Source organism: Mycoplasma sp. 327 (assembly GCF_053851655.1).
The window spans coordinates 51,825-70,423 of sequence record NZ_JBSQBA010000002.1 but is presented as its reverse complement, the minus strand read 5'-3'; the positions used below and the strand labels follow the sequence as shown (position 1 = coordinate 70,423).

General features: G+C 27.4%; 21 protein-coding genes and 2 tRNA genes. 19 read left to right on the top strand and 4 right to left on the bottom strand.

The window, feature by feature from the left end; translation table 4 throughout:
- Positions 1 to 157: 157 nt before the first annotated feature.
- The gene (locus ACWXVS_RS00820; RefSeq protein ID WP_455994580.1) at positions 158 to 1,267 is read left to right on the top strand and encodes an MHO_1580 family protein; all 1,110 of its coding nucleotides are present in this window, start codon (positions 158 to 160) and stop codon (positions 1,265 to 1,267) included.
- A 147-nt stretch (positions 1,268 to 1,414) separates the two neighbouring features.
- On the opposite strand, the gene nadE is transcribed toward ACWXVS_RS00820, so the two are convergent.
- Positions 1,415 to 2,182 carry an NAD(+) synthase gene (gene nadE / locus ACWXVS_RS00815; protein WP_455994578.1) on the bottom strand — a complete coding sequence of 256 codons (768 nt, stop codon included), beginning with the start codon at positions 2,180 to 2,182 and terminating at the stop codon, positions 1,415 to 1,417.
- Between the two features lie 139 nt (positions 2,183 to 2,321).
- Between nadE and efp the strand changes: the two genes are divergently transcribed.
- Genes efp through ACWXVS_RS00800 form a run of 3 tightly spaced genes read left to right on the top strand, consistent with a single transcriptional unit; the run spans position 2,322 to position 5,024 of the window.
- Entirely contained in the window at positions 2,322 to 2,879 is a 558-nt protein-coding gene (gene efp / locus ACWXVS_RS00810) for an elongation factor P (RefSeq protein WP_438340799.1), read from the top strand.
- A complete protein-coding gene (locus ACWXVS_RS00805; RefSeq protein WP_438340798.1) occupies positions 2,879 to 3,190 on the top strand; it encodes an MMB_0454 family protein in 312 nt (103 codons plus the stop codon). The genes efp and ACWXVS_RS00805 overlap by 1 nt, the downstream gene beginning before the upstream one ends.
- Positions 3,183 to 5,024 carry a hypothetical protein gene (locus ACWXVS_RS00800; protein ID WP_455994576.1) on the top strand — a complete coding sequence of 614 codons (1,842 nt, stop codon included), beginning with the start codon at positions 3,183 to 3,185 and terminating at the stop codon, positions 5,022 to 5,024. Before ACWXVS_RS00805 ends, ACWXVS_RS00800 begins: the two co-directional genes overlap by 8 nt.
- Positions 5,025 to 5,040: 16 nt before the next feature.
- Here ACWXVS_RS00800 and ACWXVS_RS00795 read toward each other — a convergent pair whose 3' ends face one another.
- A complete protein-coding gene (locus tag ACWXVS_RS00795) occupies positions 5,041 to 5,748 on the bottom strand; it encodes a pseudouridine synthase (protein ID WP_455994574.1) in 708 nt (235 codons plus the stop codon).
- 124 nt (positions 5,749 to 5,872) lie between these two features.
- Between ACWXVS_RS00795 and ACWXVS_RS00790 the strand changes: the two genes are divergently transcribed.
- From ACWXVS_RS00790 to ACWXVS_RS00770, 5 genes are all read left to right on the top strand, one after another.
- Complete coding sequence (locus tag ACWXVS_RS00790) at positions 5,873 to 6,181, top strand: MG284/MPN403 family protein (protein WP_455994573.1); 309 nt, start codon at positions 5,873 to 5,875, stop codon at positions 6,179 to 6,181.
- A complete protein-coding gene (locus ACWXVS_RS00785; protein WP_455994571.1) occupies positions 6,165 to 7,298 on the top strand; it encodes an MHO_1580 family protein in 1,134 nt (377 codons plus the stop codon). The genes ACWXVS_RS00790 and ACWXVS_RS00785 overlap by 17 nt, the downstream gene beginning before the upstream one ends.
- Positions 7,298 to 7,843, top strand: coding sequence for an MHO_1590 family protein (locus ACWXVS_RS00780; RefSeq protein ID WP_438340793.1), 546 nt, complete (start codon positions 7,298 to 7,300; stop codon positions 7,841 to 7,843). The genes ACWXVS_RS00785 and ACWXVS_RS00780 overlap by 1 nt, the downstream gene beginning before the upstream one ends.
- A gap of 8 nt (positions 7,844 to 7,851) precedes the next feature.
- Positions 7,852 to 8,076: a phosphopantetheine-binding protein gene (locus tag ACWXVS_RS00775; protein ID WP_444705104.1), complete on the top strand. Its 225-nt coding sequence runs from the start codon at positions 7,852 to 7,854 to the stop codon at positions 8,074 to 8,076.
- A gap of 36 nt (positions 8,077 to 8,112) precedes the next feature.
- Positions 8,113 to 8,187 (top strand) — tRNA-Trp (locus ACWXVS_RS00770).
- Between the two features lie 101 nt (positions 8,188 to 8,288).
- Here ACWXVS_RS00770 and ACWXVS_RS00765 read toward each other — a convergent pair.
- Positions 8,289 to 8,363, bottom strand: a tRNA-Thr gene (locus tag ACWXVS_RS00765).
- 95 nt (positions 8,364 to 8,458) lie between these two features.
- Here ACWXVS_RS00765 and prfA point away from each other — a divergent pair.
- From prfA to ACWXVS_RS00715, 10 genes are all read left to right on the top strand, one after another.
- Complete coding sequence (prfA, locus tag ACWXVS_RS00760; RefSeq protein WP_444705103.1) at positions 8,459 to 9,538, top strand: peptide chain release factor 1; 1,080 nt, start codon at positions 8,459 to 8,461, stop codon at positions 9,536 to 9,538.
- Positions 9,538 to 10,248, top strand: a complete 711-nt coding sequence (locus ACWXVS_RS00755) for a peptide chain release factor N(5)-glutamine methyltransferase (protein ID WP_438340790.1) — start codon at positions 9,538 to 9,540, stop codon at positions 10,246 to 10,248. Before prfA ends, ACWXVS_RS00755 begins: the two co-directional genes overlap by 1 nt.
- A 35-nt stretch (positions 10,249 to 10,283) precedes the next feature.
- Positions 10,284 to 11,390 carry a molecular chaperone DnaJ gene (gene dnaJ, locus ACWXVS_RS00750; protein WP_455994569.1) on the top strand — a complete coding sequence of 369 codons (1,107 nt, stop codon included), beginning with the start codon at positions 10,284 to 10,286 and terminating at the stop codon, positions 11,388 to 11,390.
- 90 nt (positions 11,391 to 11,480) lie between these two features.
- Entirely contained in the window at positions 11,481 to 13,322 is a 1,842-nt protein-coding gene (gene topA, locus ACWXVS_RS00745; RefSeq protein WP_438340788.1) for a type I DNA topoisomerase, read from the top strand.
- A gap of 81 nt (positions 13,323 to 13,403) precedes the next feature.
- Positions 13,404 to 14,513, top strand: coding sequence for a hypothetical protein (locus tag ACWXVS_RS00740; RefSeq protein WP_455966292.1), 1,110 nt, complete (start codon positions 13,404 to 13,406; stop codon positions 14,511 to 14,513).
- Between the two features lie 3 nt (positions 14,514 to 14,516).
- Complete coding sequence (locus ACWXVS_RS00735; protein ID WP_444705101.1) at positions 14,517 to 14,807, top strand: hypothetical protein; 291 nt, start codon at positions 14,517 to 14,519, stop codon at positions 14,805 to 14,807.
- Entirely contained in the window at positions 14,807 to 15,475 is a 669-nt protein-coding gene (cmk, locus tag ACWXVS_RS00730; protein ID WP_455994567.1) for a (d)CMP kinase, read from the top strand. The genes ACWXVS_RS00735 and cmk overlap by 1 nt, the downstream gene beginning before the upstream one ends.
- Positions 15,475 to 16,791 (top strand): ribosome biogenesis GTPase Der, encoded by a 1,317-nt coding sequence (der, locus tag ACWXVS_RS00725; protein WP_438340784.1) that lies wholly within the window; start codon positions 15,475 to 15,477, stop codon positions 16,789 to 16,791. Before cmk ends, der begins: the two co-directional genes overlap by 1 nt.
- 2 nt (positions 16,792 to 16,793) lie before the next feature.
- Entirely contained in the window at positions 16,794 to 17,768 is a 975-nt protein-coding gene (locus ACWXVS_RS00720; RefSeq protein ID WP_455994565.1) for an NAD(P)H-dependent glycerol-3-phosphate dehydrogenase, read from the top strand.
- Between the two features lie 29 nt (positions 17,769 to 17,797).
- The gene (locus ACWXVS_RS00715; protein ID WP_438340782.1) at positions 17,798 to 18,094 is read left to right on the top strand and encodes an HU family DNA-binding protein; all 297 of its coding nucleotides are present in this window, start codon (positions 17,798 to 17,800) and stop codon (positions 18,092 to 18,094) included.
- Here ACWXVS_RS00715 and recU read toward each other — a convergent pair.
- A complete protein-coding gene (gene recU, locus ACWXVS_RS00710) occupies positions 18,084 to 18,587 on the bottom strand; it encodes a Holliday junction resolvase RecU (RefSeq protein ID WP_438340781.1) in 504 nt (167 codons plus the stop codon). The two genes, ACWXVS_RS00715 and recU, sit on opposite strands and share 11 nt — an antisense overlap.
- Between the last annotated feature and the right edge of the window lie 12 nt (positions 18,588 to 18,599).

The following is an 18,599-nucleotide window of genomic DNA, read 5'->3' as shown; positions in this document are numbered from 1 at the left end:
CAAAGATAGCAAATATGGCTTTTATTTATTTTGGCAAAAAATGAGAACAAAATATTTTTTTATGTAATAAAAGATTTCAAAAGTTTCATTTATTAGCATAAAGTAAAAAATAATGGTGTACTTATTATGCCCATGAGAGAGGCATAGAGAGGATTTAATGCTACCAATTTATAATTATTCAAACATTGAACACCAAAAAGAAGTTGTTGAATATAAAGAGAAAATTAGTGCAACTGTCGGAACATACAATGTTGAAGATAGATGAAATTTAGACATCGGACTTACAAAAGATCAAAAATGTGAAATATTAATTTTAAGAAACCTGAAAGAGAATACATGAATTATTGAATTCACGATTCCTAAATCAGCATATGAGAATTCAAGAATTAAAATTTTGCAATTAAATAATAAGGATCTTGAAGTGCAAGATCTAGAGAAATTAGAAAATGAACGGATAAAATTTCGCATTTCAAAATATGTAGACAAAAGCGAAATAAAATTCGAAGATTTAAAGGAACTAAAGGTTAGTTTTTATAACAGGTGAAGAGCTAATTTTTATAACAAGCTTTCTTTTGTTATTAATTTCAAAATAGAAAATAATGTTGTTGATTTTAATAATATTAATGTTAAAGAAAAAGATTTAAAGTTTGAGCTAATTGAATCTATAAAAATTACCTTCGATGGCGAGACTGGGGAATATACAAACATTTTCGAAAATAATGTTGCTTATTCTAATAATCTAATTTACAATATGAAGTTTTTTAACCTAAAACAAAATAATTTTTTAGAAAAAGCAATGCAACAAACGATTGAATTAAAGAGTCCAGATCAATATTACATTCCTAAAAGGCAATATCAGTTAGAATTTTTAAATAGTATCTCTATTGAAGAAGGCAATAGATTTATTACTGCTGAATTAATACCAAGAAAAACCGAAATAAACAAGTTCAAGTACACAATAGATTACTATATAAATAATAAAAATAGTTGAAATAGTAAAAAGAAAGAATTTATTAGTTCCAAAACAGACGGACTTATAGGCTATCATATTTCGCCAACATTTAAAGGTAATGTTAAATTAGAATTTCAACTAAATCAAAACATCATAAATAATGTTAGCAAAATTAAATATTATGACCATTTTGACAAAAAACTTTTTGATTCTAACGAGGGATTAATCAAGCTTTTTTGTCAAGTTGTAAAGACAACTGATGAATATCAAAATTTATATTATTCAAATTGAAAAAAACACATAAAAACTTCATAAATTTTTAAAATTTAGGTTCGAATTAATAAAGGCCTAAATTTTAATTTAACATTATACCTATATATTAACTAAATTTAAAAAAAATTTATATATAACATTCATTAATTAAAAATTAATAATTTCAATGTAGTTATAAAAAAATAAATTTTATTTAAACTTTGGGCCTCTTGGAATTAACTTTCTTTTATGGCTTGTTTTTTTATGAAAATACTCAATTTTAGTTGAAATATCACTACTTATTAAAGTATTATCCATAATATATTTTTCGAAATCATCATATGAAAAACCAAGTTCATCTTCATCATATTGATCATTAAGCAAATTAGCAGAAGGTCTCTTATCCAAAATTTCTGTTGGTGCATTTAATAGTTTAGCCATCTCATAAATATCAGATTTAAATATATTTGCAAATGGTAATAAATCGCAACCACCATCACCTCATTTGGTAAAATATCCTAAATAATATTCATCAAAATTGTCTGTACCCAATACCAATGAGTTATTTTGTTGTGCTTTGGTATATAAAACATTCATAAAATATCGTGATTTAGTGTTGGCTTTTATTCAATCCTCCTTTAAATTAAACTTATCAGAAAAATCGTTAAATTCTTTTGTTAAATCAATTGTTTCAATCTTATTTTCAACAACTAAATTTAACTTCTTGATGTGCATTTCATTAATATCATCTGCCCTTGTTTTTAAATAATAAAAATGAGCATCTTTTTTAAAAGCTTGATAACTAATAATTGCCAAGGTTGAACTATCAATGCCGCCAGAAATCCCAAGGACAACCCCACTAGCATTAGCTTTTTTCACCTTATTTCTTATCCAATTTTGAATTTTTTTAATCATTATCAAGTATTTATTGTTGAAGTTTTTTTTATCTTTATAATTATTTAATTCATTTTTTTTCATAGTAATTATTCTATTATTAATTTAGATTTTATAAATGTTTTTAAATTAATATTAATTTATTAATTTATAATTTAGATATTTTTATTATAACAATATAAAGCAAATATAATTAATAAACAATATTTTAAGGAGTTAAATTATGATAAATGTTAATGACCTAAAACCGGGTGTAACCTTTAAATTAGACGGTAATATTTATGTTGTTTTAGAAGCACAACACTCAAAACAAGGAAGAGGCCAAGCCAATGTTAAAGCAAAGGCAAAAGATCTAAGAACCGGATCAATAACTGTAAAATCTTTTACTGGTGGTGAAAAAGTAGAAAAAGCAATGATTGATAAGGTCTCAATGGACTATCTATACAATGCAGGAGATAACATTGTGCTAATGGACCAAGAAACATTCGAACAAATAGAAATACCTGTATCAACAATAAAATGAGAAGTCAATTTTTTAAAAGAAGGTATGAAGGTTATTGTTAGAAAATATGAATCAGAAGTTTTGGATATTGAATTACCAGCTAATGTTGGATTAGTTGTAACAGAAGCACCAGATGCAGTTAAAGGAAACACAGCTCAAGCCGCCCAAAAGAAAGTTACTTTGGAAACCGGTTATGTAGTCGAAACTCCTCTATTCATCAAAGAAGGAGAAACAATTTTGGTTTCAACTGAAACTGGTAAATATGTAGGAAGAGCATAATGAGCAATTTTATCTCAGTCAACACAAGAATGAATTTTGACTTCAAGGTTGAAGAACATGTTATTTATCAAGCAATAAATCAATTCTTTGAGTCTCAAGACTCAATAATTCTTACAAAAAAACCTATTATTAATATAAAAAATAGCACAAATAATATTGAGATTTTTATTTCTTACAAGTTAAAAAAAGAAGCTATATTATCATTCGAAACTAAGAACGCAATATTCATGCTTGAACAAAGAATTTATTCATTAATCAATGTTAGACCAAACAATATTAACATTGTTTTTGAAGGAATTGAAAATGTTTAAAAATAGAAGAATTAATAATTTAGCTATTGATAATATAAAAATTAATTCATTAGCCCAGATAGCAAATACTAAAAATCCAAATGTAGCAATTAATATTAGCGCTGCAAAGATTTTTCATGCGCTCTTTGCTTTTCATTATAAATTTGATATAAATAATCCCCAGTGAATATCTAGAGATAGATTCATTGTTTCGTGCCCGGATGTAAATACCACCTATTACACAATTTTATATTTAATGAATCTTATTACGAAGGAAGAAATTGAAAGCATTAATAAACCAAGTTGCAAATATCATAACTATTTAAAACGCAATAACAAACTTGGTATTGACTTTTCATCAGGCAAACATGGTTGTGGTATTGCAGAGGCTGTTGGTATTGCGGTTGCTGAGGCCTTTTTATCAAGTAATTTTTCTGAAATAAATCACTTTACATATGTTTTTGCTTCAAGCAAAGATCTAGAAACAAGCATTGCGACTGAGGCTTTACAATATGCAGGATCAATCAAACTAAATAAACTAATTGTGCTATATGATTCAAACACATTATTAAATAACTTTAATTCTAAAAAGAATAGTAATGACATTAGAAAAACATATGAATCATATGGATTTAATTATATTATTTTAAAGGATGCTAATTACAAATCTATTGCAAACGCAATATCGAAAGCTAAGAAAGCAAAAAAACCAACACTTATCGAAATCAAAAGTTCAATTGTTGAATTAGCAGTTAATAATTTTAACAACTACTACAATAATAAATATTATTTAACAGTAGATGAAATTGAGGAATTCAAAGAAACAACTAACTTCAAGCGTGGTGACTTTTTTGAGAAATATCAAGAAGTGGTAGATGAGTATAAGAAAGTTATTAATTATAATAACGATTTATTTAATAAATGAACTGCTTCAGATAAATTAATTGAATTCTTGGGAGAAGATCTAAAAGAAAATGTAAATGATAACTTTATATCAAATTCAGACGATATCTACTCTAATATGGTTGTTATCTTAAATAATATATTTGATAAATACAAAAACGCTTTCCTACTTTCTTCTTCGCTAGATCCAATAACAAGAATTAAATCAACTAACGGAGTTTTTGATTTTAACAACAAAGATGGCCGTTCTTTACTATTAGGATTAAAAAACGAGGCAATGAGTTTAATTGCAAATGGTATATTTGGACACTCAAATTTTAAACCAATAATAATTGATTCCTTATCAAATACAGACAAGTTAATTCAAGGAATCAAAAAATCTGTTAGTGATAACCTAAAAGTATTATATATTCTAAAAAATGACTTAAATTCTGTTGAAAACTCTAATATTTATTACCAAAATGAGGAACAAATAGGTATTTTATTGCAAATTCCTAATATAAAAATTTTATATCCTGGCGATCTTAATGAATTGATGGGCTCTATTGAATATTACCTTAATAAATTTAATGGTCCCGTAATCATTATAGCCAATTTTCATAGCAATTGAAATTGTGAAAAAACTTCAAAATACAAATTTCTATCAGGGTCTTATCATGTACTAAAAAATGATTCAAAATATAGCCTTTTAGCCAAAGGCAACGATCTCCAGATTGCATTCAAAATTGCTAATAAACATAACTTGAATTTAATTTCAATATCAAATGATGAAAATATTGCAAAATTAAATTATGATAAAAAAACGGCTATAACATTCACAAAAGATATTTCTGAAGGTTGAATGAAATATGCTAAATATAACCTCAACATAAATAACTCAAACAACAAAATTAAATCAGATTTTAATTATATTGAAAAAAATATAAAATTAATCATTAATAACAAAAGCTAGGTTCTTATATATCTACCTAGCTTTTTTTAATTTTTTTAAACCATTCCAACTCAGAGGCCGTAATATGCCTATGTTCTCCAACTCTTAAACCATCATCTGTAATAACTCCATATCTTTTTCTGTGTAATTTTTTAACAAAATTATTAACTAATAAAAAGAGATTTTTCACATGATGATTTCTGCCTTCTTTAAGAACTATAGAGTAGGTTAAATCTTTGATATGTTTTATTGTTTGTTTAGAAAAAACACCATTAAGTTTTACAAAATTAGAGTTTAAAAAATTTAAATCTTTTTCACTCATTGGCTTTTCCAATGTTGCAATGTATTCTCTTTCTATATTAGATGAAGGATGGGCCAAAATATTAGCAAAATTGCCATCGTTAGAAATAATTATTACTCCTGTTGTATTAAAATCAAGCCTTCCAATTGAATAGCAATATTTATCCATTCCCATTCACTCATAAATAGTTTTTCTACCCTGTGGATCTCTTAAAGTGCAAATGGTGTTTCGAGGTTTATTAAGTAATATATAAAATTTTTTATCACTTTTTTCGATGATCTCGCCATCTATTTTAATAACAGCCTCAGCATCAACTCTCTGACCAATTTTTGCAACTTGACCATCAACTAATACTCTTTTTTGCATAATCATTTTTTCGGCCTCGCGTCGCGAACAAAAACCAAAATCCGAAATCATTTTTTGCAATTTAACCTTGTTTTCCATAATTAACAAACCCTTCAAATAACACGTTAAAAAAAATATATTTATATTATAAATATTTTGCGTTCATAGTTTCTTTTTTATTTATCTTTTTGATTTATCTAATTTAATTAAAGCAGGAGGAAAAATGTTGGAAAACAAAATTAAAAATCTTAAAAGTATGAGTTTGCAAAGAAAACGAGCTTTTATAATTGATTTTTGCCTAAATCAAAAACTTAAAAGAATACAAAATAACATGAAAGATACTAAGAATGTAGGATTATTAGATTTTTTCATAAGTTCGCTAAGTGAGGACTATAAAAAAATCTTCATTAATGATTTTATTACAGTAGATGGTGATTCGACGTGATATCTTGAAAACTGATCTAAAAATGCTTATTATAAGAAATTAAATTATTTAGTAGACCTATTTATAGATTATGTTTATTGCTTTTAATGAAACCCCCAAACTTCATTCATTAGAAAATAAGCAAGAACAGTGAATGGAAGAATATATCATAAATGCAAAACAAAGAAAATATTTAGAAAACTGGAATAGTTTCAATGAATTAACCACAATTAAAATAAGACGCATTATAAGAAGTGATAAATTCATTATTACATTTGAGCATAAAAATCCATTAAAAGAAATAGAGGCCATAAGAGTTAATGGACTAATTAATAATAAAATAATAGAATTCAAGCCAAAATATGAATATAATAGTGGTCATTTTATACTAACTTATAATAGTGATAATGATTCTAAAAATAAATTGGAATTTAATGACATAGCAAATATCAATTTTGAAATTGAATATAAGGTGAAAAATTTATGATATCAAGCAAAAGCATTTACCTATTGAATTAAAAACAATCCAAGATCTAAAAATATAAATCTAAATAATACGAAGGCCATAAATGTATTAAGTGAGATTGAAATAAAATCACTACCAGACCGCATTAATAAGAACATAATTAACCATAAATTCAAAACAAAATATTTGAATTTATTCTTTAATACCAACAATTTAAAACAAGGAATTCATAACATCAAACTATTATCACTAAAAATTGCCAAAAGCGATCAAGAGACTAATGAAGAATACATTCTAGATAATAGCGATATTTATGATTTAACATTTTCATCTGCAAACATTTATGACTACGCAAAAAATAAGTATGATACTAAGCTTAGCTATCATAATTTTAATAATGCAGACTTAGTTATAGATGCATATTCTTATTATGATAAATTTTCAGATACTGTTATGGTAAATAATCAAAACCTTAATGCAAAATTGGGGATTCTAATACCATTAAAATACAAGGGAACATATGGTTATGAAATTAACCTTGATATAGGCAAAAATTTAAAGTCCTTTAAAATGAGTTATTCGCAAGAAATTGAAAAACCTTTTTTTGATATCAACAATGGATTAATAAGAATGAATACAAGATCAATTAAAGGTTGACTTACAGATGAAAAATGGCACAAAATTAAATATGATAATTTTGCGGACGTAATCAAAATGGCAAACTCTTTGCAATCAATAGAACAAATAGGAGGTAAATAATGAGTGAAAAAAGTAAAAAATTATTATTATGAACATCATTAACCATAGCGATTGGTGGTTGTGCTGGGTTGGCGACAGCATTTGTAGTATTACAACAAAAAAACAAAGAAAAAGAAAGTAGCCAAGTCGATACTATTCAAAAAGAAAAATTAAACGACAAAACTAATAAACTATCAATTAAAAAAAGCCAGCAACAAAAAGATTTAAAAAATAAAGAGAATGAATTGGAACAAAATGACCATAAAGAAGATTCATACATAGAACCACAAGAAAAGAAAAATATTAATTGAAATGATGTTTTTCCTAATATAAAGAGCAGTGACTATTATGACAAATTAAACTATAGAAACGGGCAGGCTTGAATTGATGAAGACATGATAGTTTATATCATAAAAGACATCATAAATAGAATGCTTGTAACTGAAGGCGAAGTTGAATATGCTTACAAACAAATTGATGACCAAAATTTGTTAATAACTTTTAAATGGAGCAGTGAAAAAGAAAAAAGTGTTGTAACATACAAGATAAATACAAATAAGTTATAATAATATTTATGAATTTTAAAGAATTAGTATTTAACGAACTTAAAAAACATACAAAAAAAATTTTTAATAACGAAACATTAATTAAGGATCTTGATATCGATAGTTTAGATCTGGTTCTATTAGTTTCAGATATTGAACTAAAACTAAAAATCGAAATAAAAGACGAAGAACTAATAAAATTAAAAACCATTGGTGATATTATTTACATAATAGAGCAAAAATATACAAAATAGAAAAAAAATGTATAATATTCTATGAGCGTTTCTTATACGGGTATAGTTCAATGGTAGAACAACGGGCTTCAACCCCGTGTGTTGTGAGTTCGAGTCTTGCTACCCGTGCCATATCATTAATAAATGTTTTAATAGAACAACTAAGGTTGTTCTATTTTTCTACAAAAAGCAAAATAAAAGCCAATTGAATTGGCTTTTGGCAATTAAACATATGGTGCCGTCAACTGGAATTGAACCAGCGACCCCTTCCTTACCATGGAAGTGCTCTGCCCCTGAGCTATGACGGCAATATTTAATACGCTAATAATTATATAAAAAAATGCATATTATTTTTAATAAATTTGACGCAAATTATAGTAATTTAAAATATACTTTTATTACTATGGAAAAAACAATGTATGAATCTCTATGCTCAATAAAGAAGCAATTCCTGGAATTAGAGCAAAAACTAAACGATCCTGAAATCTATAACAACATCAAACAATACACAAAAATATCTAAAGAAAAAGCAAGCATTGAAGATATCTATGTATCATTCAAAAAATACCAAGATATTGAAGAACTATACTTATTATCAAAAGATATTATTAACAATGAAAAAGATGCTGAATTGATTGAATTAGCAAGAAATGATATTAATAGACAAATAGAACAGATGCATGAACTCGAAGAAACAATAAAAGAATTACTATTGCCCGTCGATGAAAACGATGAAAGAGATGTTATTGTGGAAATTCGCGGGGCTGCTGGCGGCGATGAGGCCAATATTTTTTCAGGCGATTTGTTTAGAATGTACCAAAAATTTTGTGAAGAAATGGGATTTAAAATAAAAATTATTGATTACACATACGGTTCAGCAGGTGGATATAGTCAGATAGTTTTTAGTATAAAGGGTGAAAAAGTGTTTTCAAAAATGAAATTTGAAAGAGGAGTTCATCGAGTCCAAAGAGTACCATTAACTGAAACACAGGGAAGAGTTCATACTTCAACAGCGACAGTTACGGTTTTACCTGAAGTAGATGATGACGTTCATATCGAAATTAAGCCTGATGAAATCGAGATTGATGTGTTTAGATCTTCAGGAGCGGGAGGCCAGTCAGTTAACACAACAGACTCTGCAGTTAGAATTACACACAAACCATCTGGAATAGTAGTTACATCACAGGATGAAAGAAGTCAAATCCAAAATAAAGAAACTGCTTTAAAAGTATTAAAAAGTAGACTTTATGAACTAGAAGTTCAAAAACGCGAAGAAGAAGAAAGTGGACTTCGAAAACTTGCGGGTACCGGAGAAAGAAGTGAAAAAATTAGAACTTACAACTATCCACAAGATCGGGTTACAGATCATAGAATCGGGTTTTCAACTTCCTTAAAAATAGTTATGGAAGGTGATTTGAAAAAAATTATTGAGGCGCTAATTGCCGATGAAAAAGCTCACAAAATAAAAGAAGCAGGTTTATAATGATTAAAAAAGAGGTATTGCTACAAGAAAAAAGAAGATATGAGCTACCTCTTTTTGTTTCAAAAAAGGAAGAAAAATTATTAAAAAAGGACTATCCGGTACAAAAAATTATCGGATATCAAACAATGCAAAATATCCACATCGATATTAGATATAATGTATTAATTCCACGATACGAAACAGAAGAGGTTATCATCGAATCATATAATTACATTAGCAAATATTCTGATGTCCTAGATTTATGCTGCGGTTCAGGTTTTATTGGTCTTGCTATTTGCAAAAATATAGGATGTAATGTAACATTATCAGATATTTCAAGACAAGCAATCAAACAAACTAAATTAAATGCAAAAATTAATAATCTATCAAAATACAATATTATAAGAAGTAATTTATTTAAAAAAATAAACAAAAAATTTGATTTAATTATCTCCAACCCACCCTATTTAAATAAGAAACATTTATTTTCTTCTTCTTTAAAATGAGAACCAAAGCAAGCGCTATTTGCCAAGGATAATGGATTATTTTTTTATAAAAAAATTACAAAAGAGGCACCAAATTTCTTAAAAAATAATGGTTACTTAATTCTTGAAATTGATGATTATGCTAAAGAATGAATTGAAAAGGAATATTCTAATGTTACATTTAAAAAAGATATTAATAAAAATTTTAGAATTGCAATTCTAAAATATGATGACCTTAAAAAATAGCACTCTAATTAAAAATGTGCTAAAATTTTATTATTATGATGAATAAAAGAGACTATTATGAAGTTTTAGGCATAAATAAAAGTGCGACCGAAAAGGAAATCAAAGCTGCCTACCGTAAATTGGCAATGCAATATCATCCAGACAAAAACAAAAATGCTGATGCTGAAGAAAAATTTAAAGAAATATCAGAAGCATATGAAATTTTATCAGACACAAATAAAAGAGCAAAATATGATAAATTTGGTCATAACGCATTTGATGCTAATGGATATCAATTCGGGGATTCGGAGGATATTTTCCGTAGTTTTTTTGAGGGTTTTAGCGGAGGTTTTTCTGGTGCTGATATCTTTGGGGATATTTTTGGATCATTTTCAAATTTTGATGAATCAAACCATCAAAGAGGTCAAGATCTACAACTAATATTAAACATTGATTTTGAAGATGCACTATATGGAAAAACAATTGATCTTAACCTGGATAAATATGATGTTTGCGGTCATTGTAAGGGCAGCGGTGCAGACACCCCTTCTGATGTAATTTTATGTAATAATTGCCATGGTTCTGGAAAAATACAACAAAGAGTTGCAATATTTACTACCATAAAGCCATGTCCAGTATGTTTAGGATTGGGCAAGAAAATAAATAAGATATGCCATCAATGCCACGGCAAAAAAACAGTAAATTCAAAGACTATTCAAAAGATAAATATTCCGGTAGGGATTGAGGATGGGGATACAATTAGAATTGTTGGTTTTGGAAAACCTTCATCAAACGGAAATAATATTGGAGATTTATATATAGTATTCGCTATTAAACCTAGCAAAAAATACAAAAAAATAAATAATGATCTTTACATTGAAATGCCTTTATCAATTAAGAGCTTATTACTCGAAGAGGAAATTAATGTTCCAACACCATACGGAACAAAAAAAATTAAGTTAGACCATAGCATTAAAATAAATGAACCATTTAAAATCAAAAATTGCGGATACCCATATAAAAATTCTAGTTCCAAGGGCGATTTATTCATTAAATTTGATTTATATGTTCCTAAATTAAGCAAGAGCGATAATTCTCAAATTAAAGAAATATTTAAAAATACAAGTGATACAAAACGAGAAGAATGATTAAAAAAATTCTAATCGTTTTTTTAATTCGTTTTTTAAAATAAAATTGTGCTATTATTTTTGATAACATTTTAAAATATTTTACTCAGAAGAGAGGCTTAGCTTATGTCAGAAAAAATAATGATTGTCGAATCACCAAATAAAATTAAAACAATTCAAAAAATTGTTGGTGATCAAATTAAAGTTATTGCTAGTTCAGGGCATATTTTAAAAATGGCAACATCAGGCACAAATAATCTTGGAATAGATTTCGAAAATTGAGAACCAGAGATGATTCCTGATCCAATGAAAAAGTCAACCATTTCAGATTTAAAAAAAGCAACTAAAAATGCTAGCGAAGTTCTAATTGCAACTGACCCCGATCGCGAAGGCGAAGCAATAGCAAGTAATCTAATTTCAACCTTAAAATTAAAAGATAAATACAAAAGAATAAGATATAATGAAATTACAGATGAAGCAATAAAATTAGCAGTTGAAAATCCTTCTGAAATAGACGAAAACCTTGTAAGAGCACAAAAGTCAAGAAGGATGCTAGATAGAATTATAGGCTTTAGACTATCACAATTAATGATGCAAAAAGTAAAAAATGCTCCTACTAACCCTTCGGCAGGAAGAGTGCAATCCATTGCTTTAAAACTAGTTTGTGATCGTGAGCGCGAAATTGAAACATTTGATCCAATAATTTATTCAAAAATTGAAGCAATTATAGATAATGATGTCAACATTCCTTTGTACTTAAAAAAAGACAAAAAATATGAAGATAATACTTGGTTAACCAATGAACAAGGTGAAAAAATACTTTTTGAATTATTAAATAGCAACTATGAACTAATTGTTGATGACATCAATGTTTCTAAACGCAAGGAATCAGCTTATACACCTTTTAAACAATCAGTTTTATACAAGGAAGCAAAACACAATTCCCAGGCAGTGCAATCATCAGCCCAAAAACTTTTTGAAAACGGGTTAATTTCATACCCCAGAACTGATTCAACTAGATTAAGTGAAACATTTGTTAAAAAAGCTCGTAAATACATAACTGAACAATATGGTAGCCAATATGTAGCTAAAGAAATAAAAGGTTTTTCTGGCGCTCAAGATGCTCACGAAGCAATTAGACCCACATACATTGAATTAACACCAGAATTAGCATTACAAAAGTATAATCTTAACAATATCGATTTTGAAATATATAAGATGATTTATGATAAAACAATAATGTCACTAATGAGCTGTCCTGAAAAAGAGATTGTAAGATTTAATTTACATAACGGGAACAATAATTTTAGAATGTCGTATAGTAGAATACTTTTTGACGGTTATTATATTTATTCAGGCAAAGAGTCATTAATTAATATTCCAAATATTAAAATTGGCGATATCATCAAGGCAAAAGATTTTATTAAAGAGGACAAAAAAACATTACCGCCTGCACGTTATAGTGAAGGTTCATTAATTAAAAAACTTGATGATATTAAAGTTGGAAGGCCTTCAACATTTGCTTCAACAATAAAAGTATTAAAACAAAGAATATTTGTTGAACCAATTGACGGACATCTAGTACCCACAGAATTCGGAAAGGTTGTTCTTGAAAAACTTTTAACAAGTTTCCCAAGAACTATTAATGAAGAATATACAGCTAAGGTTGAGGAAAAATTAGACTTAATTTCAGAAGGAAAAGAAGAATACAAAACTTTAATGAAAAAATTCTGAGATAGTTTCAATGAACGCTATGAAGATATAAAGGATCAATTAAATGTTACCATTTTGGAGCCAGCCAAACCTAATGAAAGCTGCCCTTTATGCAATGCAGAACTCGTTTATCGCTATACAAAACTAACTAAGCAAAAATTTATTGGTTGCTCTGCTTTCCCTAAATGCAATTTTATTAAGAACATTGATAATCCTGTAAAAAAATTCTACAGAAGAAAAAAAGCAAAAAAATAATAAAATACATAAGTTCGTAAAATACTATGTATTTTATTTTTATTTTATTTAAAAAAAATATTAATATGTAAAATATTAATCATGAAAAATAGGCAAAAGAAAGCTAGGGGAAAATCAGACTTTTGAACACTTTTTGTAATACCAACTGTCACTCTATCTGCAGTAGCGGGTGCTATATATTATATTGTTAAAAATAGTCAAACAATTCAAAAAGAATTTTGGTCAATTGATAAATTCAATAATAAAGCCAAAGAAATTCTCTTAGAAAAAAATATCATAGGATCGTTGCAAGCTAAGAATTTGTATGAAGATTTTAAAAATCAACAAAAACTTGCAGAAATCCGAACCAAAGATTTTGATAATACTTATAAAGATATTATTAAAATGAACAAGAGCAAACTTACTTTTGAACAAAGAAAAATCCTCAATAATCGGCCAAAACCATTTGACGCGGATAAATTTTTAAAAAACAAAATTAATATTATCCTCGATTTTGAAAAATCAAAGTTTTTAGATTTTCATTTTACAGATGTTGAAAGAATTCAAAATAACCCTTTTGACCTTAGAATTCATTATGAAGTTTTTTTAAATTATGAATATGCAAGTGGAGTTTTTGAAACAAATAAAATAAAATCCACCCCTGAATCAAAATACTATTATAAATCAAGCCAAGTTGTAACTTTTTTATCAAATACCTTAAAAACACATCAAGGCACAGAATTTTCAAAAGAATGACCAAAAATTAAAAAAGAAGCCGAAAAGATTGTAAGCAAATATGATGAGATAAACAAAAAAATTAAAGAAAAAATTCTGAAATATGAAGAAAAACGAAAAGATATTAATGAAAAAGAATCAAAAACTCCTTTAGAAATGCAGGAATTAGAAGATTTAAAAATTAAAATTAATAACTTAAAACAGGAAGTAGATAAAATCTTCAAGGCCAATAATTTTCAAGAAGAAATTTTTTCATGATTTGTTAAGGCGATAAATGAAACTAATGCTGCACAAGACATATATCCAAAGAAAACTTTTGAAATTGTTCCGTTTAAAGAAAAAGATAATGACCAATATGTTTTATGAAATCCGAAAAAAGGTGTTAATGAATTGACCATCAAATATCAGTTTGTTAATATTAATAACAAAAAAATTAAAAGCAATAATGAAATAAAAATTTTCACCTTGGATGTTTAAAATATGAGTAAGGATAAGGAAAATTATAACAATTTAAAGGCCATCATCAAAAGCGATCATCAAGTCGCAATAAAACTAATTAAAGTAGCACAAAAATACAACCTTGACATCGACCAAAACGATTTGCTTAATAAATTAAATAATAATCAATCTGATGATATCACACTATTAATCAAAAATTTAATCTATTTGCTAAAAAAACAACCAATCCAAGAAAAATTTAAACCTATCAAACTAAAAACTGATAAACAACTAGAAAAACTCATAAAAGACTTTAGGAAGGAAAATAAGTAATGAAAAATAAAATTAATATCGCAATAGATGGACCTAGCGGCGTAGGCAAAACTGTAATGGCCAGAATGCTAGCTAGTGAGTTAAATTACATTTTTATAAGTAGCGGAAATTTATATCGTGCTATTGCATATAATGCTATATTAAATGGCATTGATTCTAATAACGAATCAGAAATTAATAAAGCATGAAATTTTGAGGACTTATTCATAACAAAAGATGAAAAAATTTTTCTAAGAGGAGAAGATATTACTCTAAAAATTCGTGAGGATAGAGTTTCTTTGTATGCATCAGAAATTGCCAAATATCAATCTGTACGTTTAAAAGTTAATACATTCATTCAAAAAAAAGGCGCACAAGAAAAGGGAATAATTGTCGATGGAAGAGATGCTACTTACCGTATTCTTCCAGATGCAGAAGCAAAATTCTTCTTATGAGCCACACCAGAAGTTAGAGCTCATCGCCGTTTAAAGCAAAATAATTTACTTGGTATAGAGTCCAAATATGATGAGATTTTAGAATCAATTAAAATAAGAGATGAAAATGATACAAACCGTGATATAGATCCATTAATAGAAAGTGAAGGCAGTATAAGGATTGACTCGACAAATATGAGTGTGGATGAAAACTTTTTAGTAATGCTAAAAGAGGTCAAGAAGAGGTTAAACTAATGAAAAATACAATAGCGTTAATAGGAAAGCCTAATGTAGGAAAATCAACTCTTTTTAACAAAATAATTGATAAAAGAAAATCAATTGTTTATGATACTCCTGGAGTTACTAGAGATAGAATTTATCATAGCGCAAAATGGTCTGGATATGATTTTAATATTATTGATACCGGAGGAATAACACAAGAAAACGAAGACTTTAAAGAGCAAATTAAAAAACAAGCGGAAGTAGCAATCAATGAATCTGAAATTATCGTTTTCATAGTTGATGGTAGAGAACCGATCACATCAGAAGATTTTTTTGTCGCTAGTTTATTAAGAAAATCAAACAAAAAAGTTTTGCTTGTTTTAAATAAGTTAGAATCAAATATAAAAACATTTTTTGATAATCAAATATATAAATTGGGGTTTCAAAGCATTTTTCCAATAAGTGCTATTCATGGCGATGGAGTTGGCGATTTGCTAGATGAAATAGTTAAAAATCTAAATTTTAATGATGATAAACAAACAAATCATTTTAAACTTACCATATTAGGCTCGCCTAATGTCGGAAAATCCACGCTACTTAACACCCTTACCAATGAGGAACGTTCTATTGTATCGAATATTGCTGGAACAACTAGAGATTCTGTCTCTTCAATAATAAAAATTGAAAATGAGGAATTTGAAATTATTGATACAGCAGGTATTAAAAGAAAAAGTAAATTATCCAATAGCATCGAGCACTATGCATTAATGCGAGCCACAGATTCAATACAGGAAGCTGATTTATGTTTATTAATGTTAGATGCCACAGAAGAAGTTAGTCATTTTAGCCAAAATATTATTGGGATTGCCTATGATTTAAAAAAACCATTAATTATTATTGTAAATAAATGAGATTTAATTGAAAAAGATACCAATACAATGGATATTTACAAAAAAAACCTTTCTAAGAAATTAAAATTTGTAGATTGAGCACCTATTGTTTTTATATCTGCTAAGAACAGAGTCAGAATAAGCAAACTAAAAGATGAAATAATTAAAATTAAAAACAATATTTCTAGAAAAATAGTTACCAATCAATTGAATTCAGTAATGATGACTGCACAAATGATAAAACCCGCTTCACCCATTAAGGGTAAAAGATTGTCAATAACCTTTGCAAGACAAATTGATGGAAAAATTCCAACTTTTTTATTATTTGTAAATGATGAAAAATGTGCGCACTTTACGTATTTAAGATATATAGAAAACCAAATAAGGCAAAATTTTGATTTCAGTGGAACACCTATTACCCTTATACTAAAAAATAAAAATAAAAAAGAGGACAAATAATTATGAAAAAAAGAATAGCTATTCTTGGTAGCGGGGCAATGGGTACTGCATGTGGAAATGTTTTAGCTGAAAACGGACATGACGTTATATTTTATGGCATCAATGATAATGAATTGCAGGACCTTGAAAAGGGCTTTAATAAAAAATATTTTGATAATAAATTAATTACCAATTTCAAAACAACAAAAATCCTTGAAAAGGCAATAGAAAATGTTGAATTTATCATCATAGCAATACCTTCAAGATTTATTCCACCTGTTTTTGAAGAATTAATAAAATTAATCAAAAACGACGTAACAATTATTAATGTAATAAAAGGTTTTTGGCCTAATACAAACAGTTTTGTACACAACAAAATGGCTGAAATGGCAAAAGATAACACAAACATCAAAGGCATAACTTCATTAATCGGTCCTTCCTTTGCTATTGATATAATAAATAAACACATAACAATTGTCAATGTCGTTTCAAAGGATATAAATAAAGCTAATGAAGTTAAAACGATATTCACAAATGACTGATTTGCAGTTTCGGCTATTGATGATGTTATTGGTGCTGAAATAGGCTCAATATATAAAAATATACTAGCAATAGCATCGGGCATAATCGCATCATTAGGATATTCGACCAATACACAGGCAGCGCTATTAACTATGGGATTAAAAGAAATGGTAAAATATGGAAAATTTTTAGGCGCTAAAACCGAAACAATATATGATTTATGTGGCTTGGGCGACTTAATTCTTACAGGATTATCAGAAAAATCAAGAAACTACCAATATGGTTTAAACTTCCTAAAAAATAAAATAGATGATAGCCAAACAACCGTCGAAGGGTTATATGCCCTAAAATATATTTATCATCAAAATATATCTAAAAATAAACTAAATTTACCATTAATAGAAGGAATTTACAAAATAGTATATAATAAAGAAAATCCCCAAATTATTATTAATAGCTTAATTAAAAGGGTTTAAACTATTTATTAAATTAAGGAGTCTGAATAATGACAAAGAGAGAATTAATTAAAAAAACATCGGAAGAAACGGGCTTTCAACAAGCAATGGTTGAATCAATTTTTGATCAAGTTGTCGATATCATTATTGAAGAGTTAGCTAATTCAAGACAAATAACTATTTCAGGTTTCGGCGTTTTTTCCTCCAAATATGTAGCTGCAAAAACCCAACAGCATAACATTACAAAAGAGGAAATTGAAGTTCCTTCAAAAATGGACCCAAGATTTAAGTTTTCAGATGTTTTAAAATCAAAAGTTGATGAAATATATCAAAAAATTAAAAAGTAATATTCTCAACTATGTTCAATATTCCAGGAAAAGATAATGATAATTTTTTTCCTCAACACAAGGCTTCTTCATAGTGAAGGGCTTTTTTTGTTTTAAATTTTTCCTGCAAAATATGATGTTCAATTAACAAAAATAAATTTTTAGGCTTAAAATAAATTATTCAAAAAGCAATACCATTATGCTTTTTAATAAGATCAAGGTATTCAATTTGATGCTGTTTAATATTATTAAAAGGTAAAACATCCGATTCAGTACTTTTGGCCTCAAATGCCAAAAACCTTCCTTTATATATTCCATAATAATCAACAGAGCTTTTGCTGCTGATTATTGCATTATCTAGTTTCAACTTTTTATCATGCAATTGAACAGATTTAAAAGTAATATCAAGATTCTTCTTATGGATAATACAAATGCTATTCTTAAAATAAAACTCTCTCGTTTGATTGATGATTGTTTCTAATAACATACCGCGATTTTTGAAATTAGCTTTCATGTTAGAATTACA